The sequence below is a fragment of the Burkholderia pseudomultivorans genome (assembly GCF_001718415.1).
GTDB classification, from domain to species: domain Bacteria; phylum Pseudomonadota; class Gammaproteobacteria; order Burkholderiales; family Burkholderiaceae; genus Burkholderia; species Burkholderia pseudomultivorans_A.
In genome coordinates this window covers 493,462-509,716 of record NZ_CP013378.1, presented here as the reverse complement: position 1 = coordinate 509,716, position 16,255 = coordinate 493,462, and the positions used below count along the sequence as shown (strand labels likewise).

General features: G+C 69.8%; 15 protein-coding genes. 9 read left to right on the top strand and 6 right to left on the bottom strand.

Annotation, left to right across the window (positions count from 1 at the left end):
- Positions 1-103: 103 nt before the first annotated feature.
- Together WS57_RS15125 and WS57_RS15120 are read left to right on the top strand one after the other, a co-directional pair.
- Positions 104-295, top strand: coding sequence for a DUF2964 family protein (locus WS57_RS15125; protein WP_059513504.1), 192 nt, complete (start codon positions 104-106; stop codon positions 293-295).
- A gap of 249 nt (positions 296-544) precedes the next feature.
- Positions 545-1,933: an MBL fold metallo-hydrolase RNA specificity domain-containing protein gene (locus tag WS57_RS15120; protein ID WP_069244489.1), complete on the top strand. Its 1,389-nt coding sequence runs from the start codon at positions 545-547 to the stop codon at positions 1,931-1,933.
- 65 nt (positions 1,934-1,998) lie between these two features.
- On the opposite strand, the gene WS57_RS15115 is transcribed toward WS57_RS15120, so the two are convergent.
- From WS57_RS15115 to WS57_RS15105, 3 genes are read right to left on the bottom strand one after another with little or no spacing between them, the layout of a single operon-like run.
- Positions 1,999-3,039 carry a zinc-dependent alcohol dehydrogenase family protein gene (locus tag WS57_RS15115; protein ID WP_069244488.1) on the bottom strand — a complete coding sequence of 347 codons (1,041 nt, stop codon included), beginning with the start codon at positions 3,037-3,039 and terminating at the stop codon, positions 1,999-2,001.
- 60 nt (positions 3,040-3,099) lie between these two features.
- A complete protein-coding gene (locus tag WS57_RS15110; RefSeq protein WP_038455643.1) occupies positions 3,100-3,291 on the bottom strand; it encodes a DUF2964 family protein in 192 nt (63 codons plus the stop codon).
- A gap of 12 nt (positions 3,292-3,303) precedes the next feature.
- Positions 3,304-3,780 (bottom strand): universal stress protein, encoded by a 477-nt coding sequence (locus WS57_RS15105; protein WP_069244487.1) that lies wholly within the window; start codon positions 3,778-3,780, stop codon positions 3,304-3,306.
- A gap of 282 nt (positions 3,781-4,062) precedes the next feature.
- On the opposite strand from WS57_RS15105, the gene WS57_RS15100 reads away from it, so the two are divergent.
- The 3 genes from WS57_RS15100 to WS57_RS15090 all read left to right on the top strand — a co-directional run bounded on the left by WS57_RS15100 (position 4,063) and on the right by WS57_RS15090 (position 7,252).
- Positions 4,063-4,827: a 2-keto-4-pentenoate hydratase gene (locus WS57_RS15100; RefSeq protein WP_069244486.1), complete on the top strand. Its 765-nt coding sequence runs from the start codon at positions 4,063-4,065 to the stop codon at positions 4,825-4,827.
- 115 nt (positions 4,828-4,942) lie between these two features.
- Positions 4,943-6,349, top strand: a complete 1,407-nt coding sequence (locus tag WS57_RS15095; RefSeq protein WP_059606090.1) for a hypothetical protein — start codon at positions 4,943-4,945, stop codon at positions 6,347-6,349.
- A gap of 75 nt (positions 6,350-6,424) precedes the next feature.
- Positions 6,425-7,252, top strand: a complete 828-nt coding sequence (locus WS57_RS15090; RefSeq protein ID WP_230973881.1) for an NUDIX hydrolase — start codon at positions 6,425-6,427, stop codon at positions 7,250-7,252.
- 91 nt (positions 7,253-7,343) lie between these two features.
- Here the strand turns inward: WS57_RS15090 and WS57_RS15085 are convergent, their stop codons facing one another.
- A complete protein-coding gene (locus WS57_RS15085; protein ID WP_009689434.1) occupies positions 7,344-8,294 on the bottom strand; it encodes a LysR family transcriptional regulator in 951 nt (316 codons plus the stop codon).
- Positions 8,295-8,465: 171 nt separating this feature from the next.
- On the opposite strand from WS57_RS15085, the gene WS57_RS15080 reads away from it, so the two are divergent.
- From WS57_RS15080 to WS57_RS15065, 4 genes are all read left to right on the top strand, one after another.
- The gene (locus WS57_RS15080; RefSeq protein WP_059513514.1) at positions 8,466-9,776 is read left to right on the top strand and encodes an MFS transporter; all 1,311 of its coding nucleotides are present in this window, start codon (positions 8,466-8,468) and stop codon (positions 9,774-9,776) included.
- A gap of 160 nt (positions 9,777-9,936) precedes the next feature.
- A complete protein-coding gene (locus WS57_RS15075; RefSeq protein ID WP_167361730.1) occupies positions 9,937-10,992 on the top strand; it encodes a porin in 1,056 nt (351 codons plus the stop codon).
- 28 nt (positions 10,993-11,020) lie between these two features.
- Positions 11,021-12,439, top strand: a complete 1,419-nt coding sequence (locus WS57_RS15070) for a M20 family metallopeptidase (protein WP_059513516.1) — start codon at positions 11,021-11,023, stop codon at positions 12,437-12,439.
- Between the two features lie 209 nt (positions 12,440-12,648).
- Positions 12,649-13,326 (top strand): hypothetical protein, encoded by a 678-nt coding sequence (locus tag WS57_RS15065; protein WP_069244484.1) that lies wholly within the window; start codon positions 12,649-12,651, stop codon positions 13,324-13,326.
- Between the two features lie 24 nt (positions 13,327-13,350).
- On the opposite strand, the gene WS57_RS15060 is transcribed toward WS57_RS15065, so the two are convergent.
- Positions 13,351-14,637 (bottom strand): MFS transporter, encoded by a 1,287-nt coding sequence (locus WS57_RS15060; RefSeq protein ID WP_069244483.1) that lies wholly within the window; start codon positions 14,635-14,637, stop codon positions 13,351-13,353.
- 170 nt (positions 14,638-14,807) lie between these two features.
- Entirely contained in the window at positions 14,808-15,953 is a 1,146-nt protein-coding gene (locus tag WS57_RS15055) for a mandelate racemase/muconate lactonizing enzyme family protein (RefSeq protein ID WP_069245425.1), read from the bottom strand.
- Between the last annotated feature and the right edge of the window lie 302 nt (positions 15,954-16,255).

Below are 16,255 nucleotides of genomic sequence, written 5' to 3'. Positions count from 1 at the left end.
GCGCGCGCCGGCACGCGATGATGCTCGTCGTGACACGCGTGTGACGGCGCCCCGCTTCGCGATCGCGACGGGTGGCTCAATGAACTTCGACGAGGAACGCCCTATGACCAGCCATACCGTGCGGCTCGCGCTCGCGACGCTCTGCGTGTTCGTCGCGCTGGGCGCCGCGATCGGCGTGCTGCATGCGATGCTGTTCGACGGCAGCCGTGTGTTCGGCTTCGCGGTGATCGCGCTGACGTCCGGCGTGGCCGGCTTCGTGCTGTCGGGCACGCCGTCGTCGCCGGACGCGCGATAGACGGGCCGGCCGGACGGCCGCGACCCGCATCGATCCGCCGCTCGCGCGCCCGGCGCGCAGCCACCCTATTCGGGCCCGGATCAAACGGCGCGCCGCCACGGCGGCCACCCGGCCATTCCGGCGACGGCGCAGGCGGTCGCCCGCCCGAGGGAACGCTGCCCTCGCCGTTTGCTGATTTCCGTCAAAGCCCGCGCCCGCGCGCCCGTTCTAACGGTGGCATCGACAATCGCGACTCCGACGAGGTGCCCGATGAAACTGACTTTCCTGGGCGCGACCGAAACCGTCACCGGCTCGAAATACCTGCTCGAGCACGACGGCCTGCGCGTGCTCGTCGACTGCGGGCTGTTCCAGGGCACCAAGAACCTGCGCCTGCGCAACTGGCGCACGCTGCCGGTTCCCGCCGACACGCTGGACGCCGTCGTCGTCACGCACGCGCACCTCGACCACAGCGGCTACCTGCCGGTGCTCGCGCGCGACGGCTATCGCGGGCCCATGTACTGCACGCCGGCCACCGCGGCGCTGTGCGAGATCCTGCTGCACGACAGCGCGCGGCTGCAGGAAGAGGAGGCCGACTTCGCGAACCGGCACGGCTACTCGAAGCACCATCCGGCCCTGCCGCTCTACACGAGCGACGATGCGCAGCGCGCGCTGCAGCTGCTGAAGCCGCGCCCGTTCGACGAATGCGTGTCGCTCGGCGACGGCCTGTCGTTCCGGCTGTTGCCGGCCGGCCACATCCTCGGCGCCGCGAGTATCGTGGTCCACTGGCGGCCACACCGGGTGCTCGCGTTCTCGGGCGATCTCGGCCGCAGCGACGACCCGATCATGCACGCGCCGAGGGCGCCCGTACATGCCGATTTCGTCGTCGTCGAATCGACCTACGGCGACCGCCTGCATCCCGATTCCGACCCCGAGGCCGAACTCGCGGCGTTGTTCGACGCGACCTTCGCGCGCGGCGGCGTGGTCGTGATCCCGAGCTTCACGGTCGGACGTGCGCAGGAGATCCTGTACTACATCGCGCGGCTCAAGGCGAGCGGCCGGATGGCGCACGTGCCCGTCTTTCTCGACAGCCCGATGGCGACCGACGTGACCGGCGTCTATCGCCACCATCTGCTCGATCACCGGCTGACGATGTCGGAGGCCGATGCGCTCGGCCACGCGGCGACGATGGTCCGCACCGTCGAACAGTCGAAGGCGATCGCCGCACGGCAGGGACCGATGGTAATCGTCGCGGGCAGCGGGATGGCGACCGGCGGACGCGTGCTGCATCACCTGAGCCGCTACGCGCCCGATGCACGCAACACGATCGCGCTGGTCGGCTACCAGGCCGCCGGCACGCGCGGCGCCGCGCTCGCCGCGCACGAGCCGACGCTGAAGATCCACGGCGAATACGTGCGCGTGCGGGCGCGGGTCGAGACCGTGTCGGCGCTGTCCGCGCATGCCGATTACGAGGACATCCTCGCGTGGCTCGGCGCGCTTCGCGACGCACCGACGCGCACCTTCGTCACGCATGGCGAACCGGCGGCCGCGGATGCGCTGCGCAGGCGCATCGAGGAGCGGCTGCACTGGCGCTGCGAGGTGCCGACATACGGCGAGCGCGTCGATCTCGACGATGCCGGTCCCGGTACGCCGGCACCGTGAAGCCGGACGGTTGCGCGCGCGGTATGCGCCGCGCCGCGCGACGGCGTGCGCGCCTTCGCCGCAACCTAGGCGACTTCGATGACGACCTTCAGCGCGTGCGTTTCCGCGGCCCGGCCGAACGTGTCGTATGCACGCGCGATATCGTCGAGCGCGAAGCGGTGCGTGATCAGGTTTTTCGGATCGAGCCGCCCGGCGCCGACCGTTTTCAGCAGCATCGGCGTGCTGACCGTATCGACGAGCCGCGTCGTGATCGCGATATTGCGGTCCCACAGCTTCTCGAGATGCAGGTCGGCCTGGGTGCCGTGCACGCCGACATTCGCGACGACGCCGCCGGGCGCGACGATCGCCGTGCACAGCTCGAACGTCGCCGGAATGCCGACCGCCTCGATCGCGCAGTCCACGCCGACGCCGTCGGTCAGCTTCATCACCACGGCCGCCGGCTCGCCGTCGCGACCGTCGATACAGTCCGTCGCGCCGAAGCGTCGCGCGACGTCGAGACGCCGGCGATCGGGATCGATCATCACGATCCGCGCCGGCGAATAGAACTGCGCGGTGAGCAGCGCCGCGAGCCCGATCGGTCCCGCGCCGACGATCGCGACCGTGCTGCCGGGCTCGACCTTGCCGTTCAGCACGCCGCATTCGAAGCCGGTCGGCAGGATGTCGGACAGCATCACCATCGCCTCCTCGTCCGCGCCGGGCGGGATGCGGTACAGGCTCGTCGCCGCGTGCGGGATCCGCACGTATTCGGCCTGCGTGCCGTCGATCCGGTTGCCGAGGATCCAGCCGCCCGTCTCGCAGTGCGAGTACATGCCGCGCCGGCAATACGCACAGCGGCCGCACGACGAGATGCACGAGATCAGCACGTGATCGCCGGGTTTCAGCGTATCGACGGCCGCGCCGACCTGCTCGACGACGCCGACGCCCTCGTGGCCGAGCACGCGGCCGGGCTCGCAGGTCGGCACGTCGCCCTTCAGGATGTGCAGGTCGGTGCCGCAGATCGTCGTGCGCGTCACGCGCACGATTGCGTCGGTGGCCGACTGCAGCGTCGGCTCGGGCCGCGATTCAAGCGCGAGCTTGCCGGGACCGTGATAAACGAGTGCTTTCATTTCGACACCTCCGTGGCTCCGATGAAGCGCTGCCGGGCCGTGCAACCGGCACGCGCGGCGTCATTCCTCCCCCTTCGCGGTCGGATTGAGCATCACGACGAAACCGGCCGCGCCGACGATCAGCGCGATCGCGCCGCCGCGCAACGCGACCGCGTCGTCGAACAGCAGGCCGGTCACGACGGCCATCATGCCCGCCAGCGTCACGAACACCGCGATCGCCGCGACGACGATCCTGTACTGGCGACGTATCATCGCGCGCCCGCGTCAGGCCGCGGCAGCGGACGACTCCGCCGCAGCACCGCCGCGAATCAGCAGCACCGGGCAGTTCGAGCCGCGCAGGAAGCGCTCGGCGACGCTGCCGAGCAGCACCCGCCGAAAGCCGCGCCGCCCGTGCGTGCCGACCACCGCGAGATCGATGCGGTGCTCCTTCACGTAGCGCTGCAGGCGTTCGGCGACGTCCTCGCCGATGCTCTCGGTCTCGACGAGTTCGGCCTCGCCGTTCGCGCCGGCCTGTGCGACGAGCTGCTCCGCTTCGCGCAGCACCTTCGTGCCGTCGCTGCGGATCTCCTCGACCAGTGCGTGCGGATCGAAGCGGCCCGCGTAGGTGAACAGCACCGACTTGTCGACCACGTAAACGATGCTGAGCTGTGCGCCGCCCGCTTTCGCGAGCTTCAATGCTTCGGCAAGCGCCTGTTTCGACGACGCGCTGCCGTCGACGGCCACCATGATCTTCTCGTACATGCGAACCTCGCTGGGGTGGACTGCCGCGCGCGATCGCGCGCAGCCATGTCACCATCATCGGCGGCCGGCGGGTTCGAATATTGACGGGAATCAAGCGACGGCCGAACACGCGCGTGCGGCAAAGCGACGCGCGGAGCCGGTCGCGCGAGCGGGCCCGCGCGCCCCGTCGAACCGGGGGCGCGACCCGTTGCGAGACAGCGGGTGCGCCGAAACCGTTATCATCGGTCTGATCCGCTTTGCCCGGCCGCTTTCGCCGGGTCCTCTTCACTACGCTCAACCGACATGACCACGACACTCGAACGCGTGGACGGCGCCGCCCAGCACCTCGTCGCCGCCCGCCATGCCGGCGTCCCCGGCCCGCTGCTGCCCGACACCCTCCGCCCCGAGGATATCGACACCGCGCTCGCGATCCAGCATCGCGTCGCCGACCTGCTCGGCGAAGCCATCGGCGGATGGAAGTGTGCGCTGCCGCCGCCGGGCCGCGTGATCGTCGCGCCGATCTTCGCGTCGACGATCCGCGACGCCGACGCGCCGTACCGCGTCGTCGGCGGCACGCCGACCGTGCGGATCGAACCGGAAATCGCCTTCGTGCTCGACCGCGACCTGCCGGCGCGCGAGCGGCCGTACGACGAAGCCGACGTGCGCGGCGCGATCCGCGAAGTGCGGCTGGTGCTCGAAGTGCTCGGCTGCCGCTACGCGGAGCCCGCGCGCGCGACGAAATTCGAGCTGCTCGCCGATGCGCAGTTCAACCAGGGCCTCTGCGTCGGCCCGGTCGTGCCCGACGGGCTGCGCGTGCCGCTGGACGCATTCGCGATCACGTTCGAAGGCGGGCTGACCCGCACGATCGACGGTCGCCATCCGGACGGCGATCCGCTCAAGCCGCTGGTCTGGCTCGTCAACTTCCTCGCGTCGCGCGGCGACGCGGTGCGCGCCGGCCAGATCGTGACGACCGGCTCGTACGCGGGCGCGATCGACGTGCCGCTCGGCGATGCGCTGACGGTCCGCTTCGGCGAGCTGGGCAGCCTGTCGGTGACCTTGACGGCATGACGCGCGGCGGCACGCCCTCGCGCGTGCCGCCGCGCCCGGTCGACATGCGGCCAGCCGCGGCCGGCCGCACTTCGACCGCATGAGCGCCCCACACTTTTCCGAACCGGTATCCGTCATGTCGCCGCTTCCGTTGCCTGCCCTGCTCGATCGAATACTGCGCACCGTCCGTCGACGGTATCGCCTCGCGTCGCTCGTTCAGACGGCGTCGCCGAGCGACGCGGCCAGTCCGGCCGCCGACATTGCGACCACGATCGAGGCGGCCCGCGCGGCGCTGGCCGCCGGCGAACCGGTCGCACCGGCACTGCGACGCGGCTTCATCGACGCGCTCGCGCGGATGATCCGCGAGGCCATCGATCCCCGCTCCGGCGACCCCGCATTTCAGGCCGCCGTGCTGCGCCACGATGCGCCTGGCGTACGCGAATACGCGTCGCTCACCGCGCATGCCGAGCAGGACCGGCGCACGCTGCGCTCGGCCGTCAACGCGCTTGCGCATCCGGCCAAGCGCGAGCGGCTCGCGCACGCATGGCAGCGCGATGCGCTCGCCGAGCTGCATGCGGCCGCGTTTGCCGGTTCGTGGAGCGCGTTCCGCGACGCGCTGCAGCGCCTGCGCACACGCTCGGAAATGGCCGCCGACGCCGCGTTCGCGCGCGACCTCGACAAGCTGCAGGACAGCGCGGCGCTCGAGCGTCTGCTGCGTATCGACGCACTGGCGCCGGATCCGCAGGTGCGCGAATACCGCGCGTTGATCGCGCATCACGGGCCGGAGTCCGGCAGCACGCTCGCCGTCGCGCAGGGCGCCACGTCGCATCGGCGCGGCGCCGCCGTCGAAGCATCGGCGGCGCAGGCGCTCGGCGCGCTCGCGCGGCGGCTCGATGCCGACGACGCGCAGCGCACCTATCGCGTGGTGACGTCGATGCGCGTGCCGTCGTCGATACCCGGCCGGCACGATCGCGCGAAAACCGAATGGGATGCGGTCCTGCTCGACCGCGCGCGCGACGAAGGCCCGGACGCCGCGTGGCACGTGCGCTTTCTCGTCGAAGCCAAGGCGTCCGCGGATGCCGCGACGACCGACTTGCCGCGACTGCTGCGCGGCCTGAACCTGCTCGCACAGGCCGACCGTGCGACGCTCTATGCGTTCGGGACGCGCGAAGGCGCGGTCCGCGTGCACGGCGCGTCGCTTGCTGCGTTGACGACCGACGAAGCGGCATTGCAGCGCGAAGTGATCTACTGCTGCGACACCGGCGCTGAAGTGACGCCGCGCATGTTGAGCGCCGCGAGCCGGATGCAGTTGCTGTCGGCGCAGGCGAGCCTCGATTATGCGAGTGCGCTCGCACGCGGCGCCGATGTCGACGCGCACGCGCTCGGCGTGATCTGGGATGCGCTGGTCACGATGCCGCAATGGCGCGCCGTGCTGCATCAATACGCGACGCTGCGGCAGGTTCGCGAGTTGATGGTGCGCGTGGACGATCTGCTGACGGCGATCGACGAGGCGGCCGGGCACGATCGCGCGCGCTCCGGTTGACGCGCTGCCGGCGCGTTCTCGATCTTCGACGCAGGCCGGCATCTCCCGGCGCGGGGCAAACGATGCGCGCCCGGTATGCGGGCCATTCGGCACGGGCGTTTTCGTGCGGCGCGAAAGTCGGACTCCCGTTCGGGCGCAAACGCACCTATACTCGAACGGCTTCACCGCAACGCTGCCGTCCCCGAACCACCCGAGCGCGTCACGCGGCGCGCATGGATTCCGATCCGCGGAACAGACATGGAAACCGACAAAGGCGTCCTCGATGCGAAGCACGAACGGTCAATGCCGCGCCCGGATGGCGAGCGCTATCGCGCCGCTCTCGAAACGATCGAACGCGGCGTAACGGACCTGCGGATTCCCGCTTCGACGGACTGGTCGGTCGCGGCGACCTACCTCGCGGACGACCCCGAGCCATGGAAATTCTCGGCTGTCCTGGTGGCGATCGTGCCGCGTCGCGAGCCGACGATACTGCTGACCCGGCGTTCGTCCGGGCTGCGTGAATACTCGTCGCATGTCAGCTTCCCCGGCGGCCGGCCAGCCGAGTCGGACCGCACGATCGGCGCGACGGCGCTGCGCGAGGCGTTCGAGGAAATCCATCTCGAACCGGACGCGGTCCGGCTGGTCGGGTGCCTGCCGATACACAAGACGAGAAAGCGGAATCACGCGATTTTCCCGGTGATCGGCGTCGTGCCCGAGACGGCCCGCTGGCAGGCGGCGCCTGCCGAAGTCGACGAGATCTTCGAATTCCCGTTCGCCACGCTGCTGAATCCGGATCTGCCGCGACAGTATGTCGAAGGAGAGCGCACCGGTTCGTGGTACTGGGCGGATCAGCCATACGACATCTGGGGCGTCACCGCGGTCATCCTGAAATCGCTGGCGGGACTGCCACGCTCGGTGGTGTAGGGCGAACGTCCGGGCTGAGCGCCGACACTGCATGAGGTAGGTGGAAAGCATCGAACGGAATGACGTCGCCCCTCCCCACCCGTTCGCCGCGTCAACCGCCCCGCGCGCGCCGCGACGCCTTTGCCGCACCGCCACCCTTTCCCGCCTGCGCCCGCTCGGCCTGCAGCGCATCGTCGATACAGCGCACGAAATACTCGGCCGACGACGTCAATACCGCGCTTTCGCGAAACAGCAGATACAGGTTCCGCGCAACCGGCTGCTCGACGAGGTCGAGCGTCTTCAGCGTATCGGACGCGTCGCCGCGCAGCGCGAGCTGCGTCCACGCGGTCACCACGTCGCTATTGACCGCCAGCGCATAGAACAGCGTCTGTGACGCGCAGCGCGTGACGCGGCGCGGCGGCGGCAGCCCCGCGCGTTCGAACAGCTCGGCGAGGAACGCCCGGAATTCCGTCGACGGCCCCGTATGCAGCCATTCGGCTTCCTGAAGATCGGCAAGCGATGTCGCGCCGGCCAGCTTCCCTTTGCGGCTCACCGCGAACCACATCGGAAACGTCTCGAGATGCACGCAGCGCACCGACGTGAAATCCTGCGCATCGGTGCCGGCGCCCAGCGCAAAATCCAGCGCGCCGTTCTTCAGCTGCTCGACGAGCTGCGACGGACTGCCTTCGACGAATTCGAGCTGCACGTCGGGCATCGCGCGGCGAAAGCGGTTGTACGCGGCCGGCAAAACCGTGATGCCCGCGAGCGGCGTCATGCCGATCGCGAGCCGGCCCTGCCGGTTGTCGCGCAACTGCGCCATCTCCTGCTCGGTGCGCGCGACCTCGTTGACCACCAGTTCGGCGCGCTGCAGCATTGCGCGCCCCGCATCGGTCAGCGTGACGCCCGACGAGCTGCGCACGACCAGCATCAGGCCGAGTTCGTCCTCGAGATCGCGCAGCGAGCGCGTAACGGCGGGCTGCGTCAGGTGCAGCGTGCGGGCGGCCTCGTGGATGCTGCCCGAGCGCGCGACGGCCACGAGCGCGCGGAGCTGGTGAAGTTTCATGCGACGAATGACGGGAGCGGGCGGGAGGACATCGAGGGGATAAACGGATGTTATCAGGATAAAAATTTGCGCGTATCGCGATGTTTTGCCCGGTCTTAACATCCAGCCAGCTCGCAGGAAACCTGACGACGCTCACGATACCGATACCCATTCCCGACGGAGACATTCCCGATGCAAGACGCCGCCACGCCGCTCGTCGACGCGCCGCCCGCCCCGCGCCGCCGCTCGGCGCAGACCCGGACGATCATCGCCACCTCGGCCGGCAACGCGCTCGAGATGTTCGACTTCACCGTGTTCAGCTACTTCGCCGCGCTGATCGGCAAAACCTTCTTTCCCGTCGATTCGGACGTCGGACCGCTGCTGCTCGCGATGGCGACGTTCGGCGTCGGCTTCGTGATGCGTCCGCTCGGCGGCATCCTGATCGGCAACTACGCCGATCGCGCGGGCCGGCGCGCGGCGCTCACGCTGACGATCCAGCTGATGATCGCGGGTACTGCGCTGATCGCGCTGACGCCGTCCTATGCGCGCATCGGCGTCGTCGCGCCGGTGCTGGTCGTGATCGGCCGGCTGCTGCAAGGGCTGTCGGCCGGCGGCGAGATCGGCGCGTCGACCACGCTGCTGATGGAATCGGGCCCGCTGTCGGGCCGCGGCTTCATGGTGAGCTGGCAGGTGATCAGCCAGGGCATCGCGGCGCTGCTCGGCGCGCTCAGCGGCGCGCTGCTGTCGGCCGTGCTGCCGGCCGACGCGCTCGCGAGCTGGGGCTGGCGCGTGCCGTTCCTGCTCGGCCTGCTGCTCGGCCCGGTCGGCTTCTACATCCGCCGTCATCTCGACGAAACCCACACGGCGGCGCGCGATGCGCGCGGCAGCGCGGTCCGCGAGCTCGTCACGCACTACCTCGGCCGCGTCGCGCTGGGCACGCTGCTGATCGTCGGCAGCACGTCGACGCTGTACATCTTCGTGTTCTACATGCCCGCCTACGCGGTGCGCACGCTGCACCTGCCGATGGCGACGTCGCTGCTCGCCGGCTGCGCGTCGGGGCTGACGATGATCGTCGCCGCGCTCGTGTCGGGGCTGTGGATCATCGATCGACTGCCGCGCCGCAAGCCGATGATCGCCGTCACGTGGCTGGCGTCGCTTGCGTGCGTGTATCCCGCCTTTCGGCTGCTGATCGCCGCGCCGTCGGTCGGGCTGATGGTCGCGATCGTCATCGTCGTGATGGCCTTCGCGACTGCCGGCAGCTCCGCGTTCCTGCTGCTGATCATGGAAGCGTTCCCGCCGCGCGTGCGCGCCACCGCGCTCGCGACGATCTACAGCGTCGGCGTGACGGTATTCGGCGGCTTCGCGCAATTCAACGTGACGTGGCTGCTGCATCGCACCGGCGATCCGATGTCGCCCGCGTGGTACGTGCTCGGTTGCGGCGCCATCAGCCTGCTCGCGCTGTGGCGCTTCCAGGAGCGTCCGGCCGACCGCGACGACCGCTAGACGTCGCCCGCCGACGCGCGGCACACCGCCCCGCGCCCTCTGAATCCGAACCGGCCTGCCACGGCAGGTCGACCGACTCCGCGACGCCGACGCGTGCGCGGGCGGGCCGCTGCACGCCTGCGCTTCGCACGCCGATGAACCCGAACACCACGACATGAACTTGCGCAATTCAACCCTGACGGCCGCATGCTGCGCGGCAACCTGCCTGTGGGCCGCGCCGACCCGCGCGAATCTGCAGATCTACGGCGCGCTCGACAGCTTCCTGCAATACGCGCGCATCGGCAGCCAGACGAGCGCCGCCCTGATGAGCGGCGGCGCATCGACGTCGCGCTTCGGCTTCATCGGCAGCGAGGATCTCGGCGGTGGCCTGCGCGCGAGCTTTCGTCTCGAGAGCGGCTTCGACCTGATGTCCGGCCGGCCGCAGAGCGCGACCTCGCTCTACAACCGCGAAGCCAATGTCGCGCTCGGCTCCGAGCGCTGGGGGACGATCAAGCTCGGCAAGCAGTATCCGGCGATCGTGCCCGAAGCGGCCGACCCGTTCTACCTCGTCGGGCAGTTGTCGCCGTTCGCGAGCACCGCGATCGTCGGCGGCGACCTCGGGCGCGGCGCCGCATCGCTGCCCGGACGCATCGAGAACGCGATCAGCTACAAGACGCCGACCTACGGCGGGCTCGACGTCACCGTGCTCTACGCGTTTCGCAACGCGGCCGGCGCGAGCCCGATCGCGAGCAATGCGGGCGCGGTCGCGAACTTCGCGCGCGGCCCGCTGATGCTGAGCGGCGCGTACAACGCGATCTGGGCCGCGACGTCGTCGACGCCGGGCGGCGCGCCCGACGGCCCGCGCACCGACTCGGTGATGGCCAGCGCGTCGTATGCGTTCGGCCCGACGCTCGCGTCGTTCGCATACACGCTGATGCGGCCCACCGCGCCCGGCACGCTCGTCGCGCAGGTCTATTCGGCCGGCGCGATCTGGCAGCGCGGCCCCCACGCGCTGCGGGCCGACGTCGCGTATCGCACGATCGCCGGCCAGGCCAGCCACGCGCTCGGCGCGCTGCTCGGCTACGACTACCAGTTCTCGAAACTCACCGGCGTGTACGTGCGGGTCGGCGGCTTCCGGAATACCGGGCAGTCGGCCCTGTCGTTCGGCTCCGCCCCGCTCACCGCACCCGGCATGAGCAGTACCGTCTTCGCCCTTGGCCTGCGGCAGAAATTCTGACCGCATCCGCTTCCTTCAGGAGAACTTCATGACTTCACTCGCCCTCGATTTCATCGACAGCCAGCGCGCGCAGTTCACCGCGCTGTCCGACCAGATCTGGAATCTCGCCGAACTGCGCTACGAGGAATTCGCGTCGACCGACCTGCATGTCCGGATGCTGGAAGCCGCGGGCTTTCGCGTCACGCGCGGCGTCGCGGACATCCCGACCGCGTTCGTCGCCGAAGCCGGCAACGGCGGCCCCGTGATCGGCATCCTCGGCGAATACGACGCGCTGTCGGGCCTCAGCCAGGAAGCCGGCGCGTTTACCTGCCGCCCGTCGAGCGAAATCGCGAACGGCAACGGCCACGGCTGCGGCCATCACCTGCTCGGCACGGCCGCGCACCTCGCGGCGGCCGCCGTAAAGACGCATCTCGAACGCACGGGCCAGCCCGGCACCGTGCGCTTCTACGGCTGCCCGGCCGAGGAAGGCGGATCGGGCAAGACCTTCATGGCGCGCGCCGGCGTGTTCGACGATCTCGACGCGGCGCTGTCGTGGCACCCGCACGTGTACACCGGCATCTTCCCGGCCGGCTCGCTTGCGAACATCCAGGCCTATTTCCGTTTCACCGGCACCGCGTCGCATGCGGCCGCGTCGCCGCATCTCGGCCGCAGCGCGCTCGATGCGGTCGAGCTGATGAACGTCGGCGTCAACTACCTGCGCGAACACATGCTGCCCGAAGCGCGCGTGCATTACGCGGTGACGCATACCGGCGGCCTGTCGCCGAACGTCGTGCAGGCGAATGCGGAGGTGCTGTATCTGGTGCGCGCGCCGCGCAACGACCAGGCGGCGGACCTGTTCGAGCGCGTGAAGAACGTCGCGCGCGGCGCCGCGCTGATGACCGACTGCCAGGTCGAGATCGTGTTCGACAAGGCGTGCTCGAACCTGCTGGAAAACGCCGTGCTGAACCAGGTGATGTACGGCCATCTGCGGGCGCTCGGCTCGGCCGGCTTCGATGCGGAAGACGCCGCGCTCGCCGATGCCTATCAGCGCCAGACGCTCAGCGCGCAGGACATCGAAACGTCGTCGCGCTCGCTGAACCAGGCATGGCGCGATCCGAAGGCGCTGTTCGACGGCATCGATCCGTACGAGCCGGGCAAGGGTCGCCCGATCTGCGGTTCGACCGACGTCGGCGACGTGAGCTGGGTCACGCCGACCGCGCAGTGCCATACGAGCTGCTACGCGTTCGGCACGCCGCCGCATTCGTGGCAGTGGGTCGCGCAGGGCAAGACCGCGCTCGCGCACAAGGGGATGATGCTCGCGGCAAAGACGATGGCGGCGACCGCGATCGACCTGCTCGGGTCGCCGGATACGCTGGCGCGCGCGAAGGCCGAACTGCTCGAACGGCGCGGCGGCCGGCCGTATGTGTGTCCGATTCCCGACGACGTCGAGCTGCCGTTCCGTCGTTGAGCGAATGCCGCGCGGCGCGGTCCGCGCTTTGCACGCGGCGAGCGGCGCGCGGCGAATATCGGTGATGTCGGGCGGGATTCGGTCGCGCAAACCGCATGCGCCGGCCGCGTTCGCCGCGAAGGCGGCAATCGGCAATCCGCAAACGGAAAGCGGCGACGGGCGACGGTTTGCTATCCTGCTCCCCTCGCCCGTCCGCGACATGCCGCCCCATGCACGATTCCGCTTCGGACCTCGCCCGCGCCTTGCGCACTTCCTGCGACGCGTGCTTCGGCACGCCCGCCGTCTGGCCGCTCGTCGAGCGCGCGTACGGCGAACCGCAGCGCTTCTACCATACGCTCGCACACCTGGCCGAGCTGTTCGCGCATCTCGCGCCCTATCGCACGGAGCCGCTGTGGCCGGCGATCGAACTCGCGGTGTGGGCGCACGACATCGTCTATGCGACGACACTGCCCGACTATGCGGACAATGAGGCACGCAGCGCGCAATGGCTCGCCTCCGTCACCGCCGAACTGTGTTCCGAAGCGTGGCTGCACGCGCACGAATCGCATCTGTCGATCGCGCATGCGCTGGTGCTGGCAACGAAATCCCATCGCCTGCCCGACACGTTCGCGGCCGATCCCGAGCGACTGCGCGCGGGCCGGCTGTTTCTCGACGCCGATCTCGCGATCCTCGCGGCCGCGCCCGACCGGCTTCGCGAATACGACCGCGCGATCGCACGGGAATGGGCGCAGGACCCCGACGCACCGTCGCCGGCGTTTCGCGCCGGCCGAAAGCAGGCGCTCGAACGGCTGCGCGCGCAGTCGCCGCTGTTCCGGTCGACCGAATTCGCGCCGCTCACGCCGATCGCACAGCGCAATCTCGACGCGTTGATTCTCGCTTACGCATGAACGTCGGCGCGATGCCGCTGCCTGTCAGACCGCCCCGCGCATCTGGGCGACCGCGCGCGAACGCACCGCGACCGTGAGGATCACCGCACCGGCGAGCGCCGACGCGCCTGCCAGCACGAACGCGCTCGCATAGCCGCCGCCGTACTGGACGAGCCACCCGGTCAGGCTCGGCGACAGGATGCCCGCGAGATTCGCGAGCAGGTGCACGAAGCCGCCCGCCGCGCCGACGCGTTCGCGCGGCACGATCTCCTGCAGCAGCGACCAGCAGGCCTGCGGCGCCATGAATGCGAACAGGCTCGCGATTGCGATCAGCGCGACCGCCACACCGAGCGAACTCACCTGCGACGCGAGCAGTACGCACGCGGCCGCGACGCCGAGCCCGACGACGATCACGATCTTGCGCGCGAACAGCACGTCGCCGGTGCGTCGGTAGATCCGGTCCGACACGGTGCCGCCAGCGACGAAGCCGACCGTCGCGCCCAGCCACGGCAGGATGCCGACGACGCTCATCTGCTTGATATTCAGATGCTGGTAGTCGGTCAGATAGCTCGGCAGCCACGACAGGAAGAAGTACAGCACGTAGTTGAAGCTGAAGAACGCGAGCGCGACGCCGAGCACCGGCCGCGACAGCAGATAGTGCAGCAGCGGGCGTGCTTCGCGGCCGTCCGCCTGCAGGTCGGGCGCGACCTCGGCCGCGCGATCGGCGGCGATCTCGCGCGCCTCGTCGGGCGACACGCGCGGATGGGTGGCCGGGTCGTCGCGGAACAGCGCCCACCACGCGGCGAGCCACACGAAACCGAGCGCGGCGATCACGACGAACGACACGCGCCAACCAAACTGCAGCGCGACGAGCCCGACGATCGGCGCCGCGATCGCCGCGCCGAGCGGTTGCCCCGCGTTGGTCCAGCCGACCGCGCGGCCGGCTTCCCGGCGCGGAAACCAGTTCGAGATCGCCTTGTTCGTCGTCGTGCCCATCGGCCCTTCGCCGATCCCGAACGCGACGCGCACGACGAGCAGATGCGCGAACGAACCGGCCAGCGCGGTCGCGCCGCAAAACAGCGACCACACGCCGGCCGCACATGCGAACACGCGGCGCGGCCCGAACCGGTCCGCGGCCCAGCCGCCGACGAAACAGAATACGCAGTAGCCGATGAAGAAACTGCTGAACAGGATGCCCATCTGCGCGTCGTCGATCCCGAGGTCGCGCTTGATGATCGGCGCGACGACGGACAGCGCCGCGCGATCGAGATAGTTGAGCATGCCGGCGCCGAACAGCAGCGCGCCGATCCACCAGCGGTAACGCGTTTTCATCTTGTCTCCTTCCTGTCGACCGGCACGCGCGCCGCAGCGCCGTCCCGCCTGATGCGTCGCGGCCGCCGCGCATGCCCGGCAGCCGCGACCGAACCTCCACGCCGCCCCCGCGCCGTTCCGGTACGCGCGGCACGCTGCCGCGTCGAACCGGCGCGCGCGCGGGCAGCACGCTAGTCGATCGTCGCTCGCGCGATCGTGTTGCGCGCCAGCACCGCTTCGTCGGGCGCGAACCCGAGCCCCGGCGCATCCGGCAGCCGCAGCCGGGCGCCCGGCCGCTGCGCCGGATGCAGCGGTTCGGGCCAGTCGAGATACGGAATCTCGAGCGCGACATCGGCCGGCAGCGTCGCAACGACATGCGCGGTCGCCAGCAGGCCCGCGCCGTAATAGAAGCAGTGCGGCACGACGCGCACGCCGTGACGCGCGGCGAGTGCGATCACGTCGCGCATGCCGGTCGGTCCGCCGATCTTCGCGATACTCGGCTGCGCGACGTCGATCGCGTCGTGCTCGAACAGGTCGCGAAAACCCGCGACGCCCGACGCGTTCTCGCCCGCCGCGACCGGCACGCCGGCGCCGCGCACGCGCGCGATGCCGCCGGCGTCGTCGCACGGCCAGACCGGTTCCTCGATCCAGCCGAGCTGCAGATCGGCGAGGTGGCCGACGCGGCGCGCGGCCTCGCTCGCGGTCCACGGGCAGTTCACGTCGACCATCAATTCGCCGTCGGCGGGCAACGCTGCGCGCGCCGCAGCGATCGCATCGCGCGCCGTCTCGTGCAGCTTGATCCGCCGGAACCCTTCGTCCCACGCGCGCCGCACGTGGCGCGCGACTTCGTCGGGTGCGTTGTCGTAGCTGACGAGGCTCGCGTACACGTCGATCTCGTCGCGCGCGCCGCCGAGCCAGCGGTACAGCGGCATGCCCGCGTGCTGCGCGGCGAGGTCGTGCAGCGCCGTATCGATCGCCGACAGCGCATACAGCACCGGGCCGGTTCGCCCGAACGCATGCAGCGCGCGGTCGGCCGCATCGCGCAACGCGGCAATGCCGTCGCGCGTCGGCTCGAATTCGACGCCGCGGAACCAGCGTCCGACCGGCCCTTCGAGCGCGGCGAACGTGACCGGATTGACGAGATGGCCGAACGCCTCGCCCCAGCCGACGCGCCCGGCGTCGTCGGTCAGCCTGACGAGCAGCGACTCCATGCGGCGCAGCGTGCGGTCGGCGGCGTTGTAGGTATCGACGGCAGCCGGCTCGGCGTTGCCGGCGGGGCGGCGGCCCGCATCGAATGCGAGCGACAGGCGAATGACTTCGATGGCGGCGATTTTCACGAACGGATTCTCGATGCGGCGGAGCGGACGGTTCGATACGGCAGATGAACAGGGAAGGCCGCGCAATCGGCGCGGCGATTGGGCGGCGCATATGATCTGTCATCATATGACTGCGGCGACGTAAAGGCAAGCTTTCAGCCGTTTTTCCTCATAACACTCCAGTTCTAATCTCCCTAATACATACGACATCGGACAACTATTCCTCTCCTATCTCTACGAACCGACCAACCACGCCCCGCGACTCCCCCGCACCCACACCAGTAACCCCTCTAACATCATAAGATTGCATTATCACATTTATT

Excerpts from the sequence above, each read along its gene's own strand:
- WS57_RS15080 (WP_059513514.1), top strand. The coding sequence starts at position 8,466 with ATGCAAGACGCCGCCACGCCGCTCGTCGACGCGCCGCCCGCCCCGCGC.
- WS57_RS15100 (WP_069244486.1), top strand. The coding sequence starts at position 4,063 with ATGACCACGACACTCGAACGCGTGGACGGCGCCGCCCAGCACCTCGTC.
- WS57_RS15090 (WP_230973881.1), top strand. The coding sequence starts at position 6,425 with ATGCGGGCCATTCGGCACGGGCGTTTTCGTGCGGCGCGAAAGTCGGAC.
- WS57_RS15115 (WP_069244488.1), bottom strand. The coding sequence starts at position 3,039 with ATGAAAGCACTCGTTTATCACGGTCCCGGCAAGCTCGCGCTTGAATCG.
- WS57_RS15095 (WP_059606090.1), top strand. The coding sequence starts at position 4,943 with ATGTCGCCGCTTCCGTTGCCTGCCCTGCTCGATCGAATACTGCGCACC.
- WS57_RS15120 (WP_069244489.1), top strand. The coding sequence starts at position 545 with ATGAAACTGACTTTCCTGGGCGCGACCGAAACCGTCACCGGCTCGAAA.
- WS57_RS15060 (WP_069244483.1), bottom strand. The coding sequence starts at position 14,637 with ATGAAAACGCGTTACCGCTGGTGGATCGGCGCGCTGCTGTTCGGCGCC.
- WS57_RS15125 (WP_059513504.1), top strand. The coding sequence starts at position 104 with ATGACCAGCCATACCGTGCGGCTCGCGCTCGCGACGCTCTGCGTGTTC.
- WS57_RS15065 (WP_069244484.1), top strand. The coding sequence starts at position 12,649 with ATGCACGATTCCGCTTCGGACCTCGCCCGCGCCTTGCGCACTTCCTGC.
- WS57_RS15110 (WP_038455643.1), bottom strand. The coding sequence starts at position 3,291 with ATGATACGTCGCCAGTACAGGATCGTCGTCGCGGCGATCGCGGTGTTC.
- WS57_RS15070 (WP_059513516.1), top strand. The coding sequence starts at position 11,021 with ATGACTTCACTCGCCCTCGATTTCATCGACAGCCAGCGCGCGCAGTTC.
- WS57_RS15085 (WP_009689434.1), bottom strand. The coding sequence starts at position 8,294 with ATGAAACTTCACCAGCTCCGCGCGCTCGTGGCCGTCGCGCGCTCGGGC.
- WS57_RS15105 (WP_069244487.1), bottom strand. The coding sequence starts at position 3,780 with ATGTACGAGAAGATCATGGTGGCCGTCGACGGCAGCGCGTCGTCGAAA.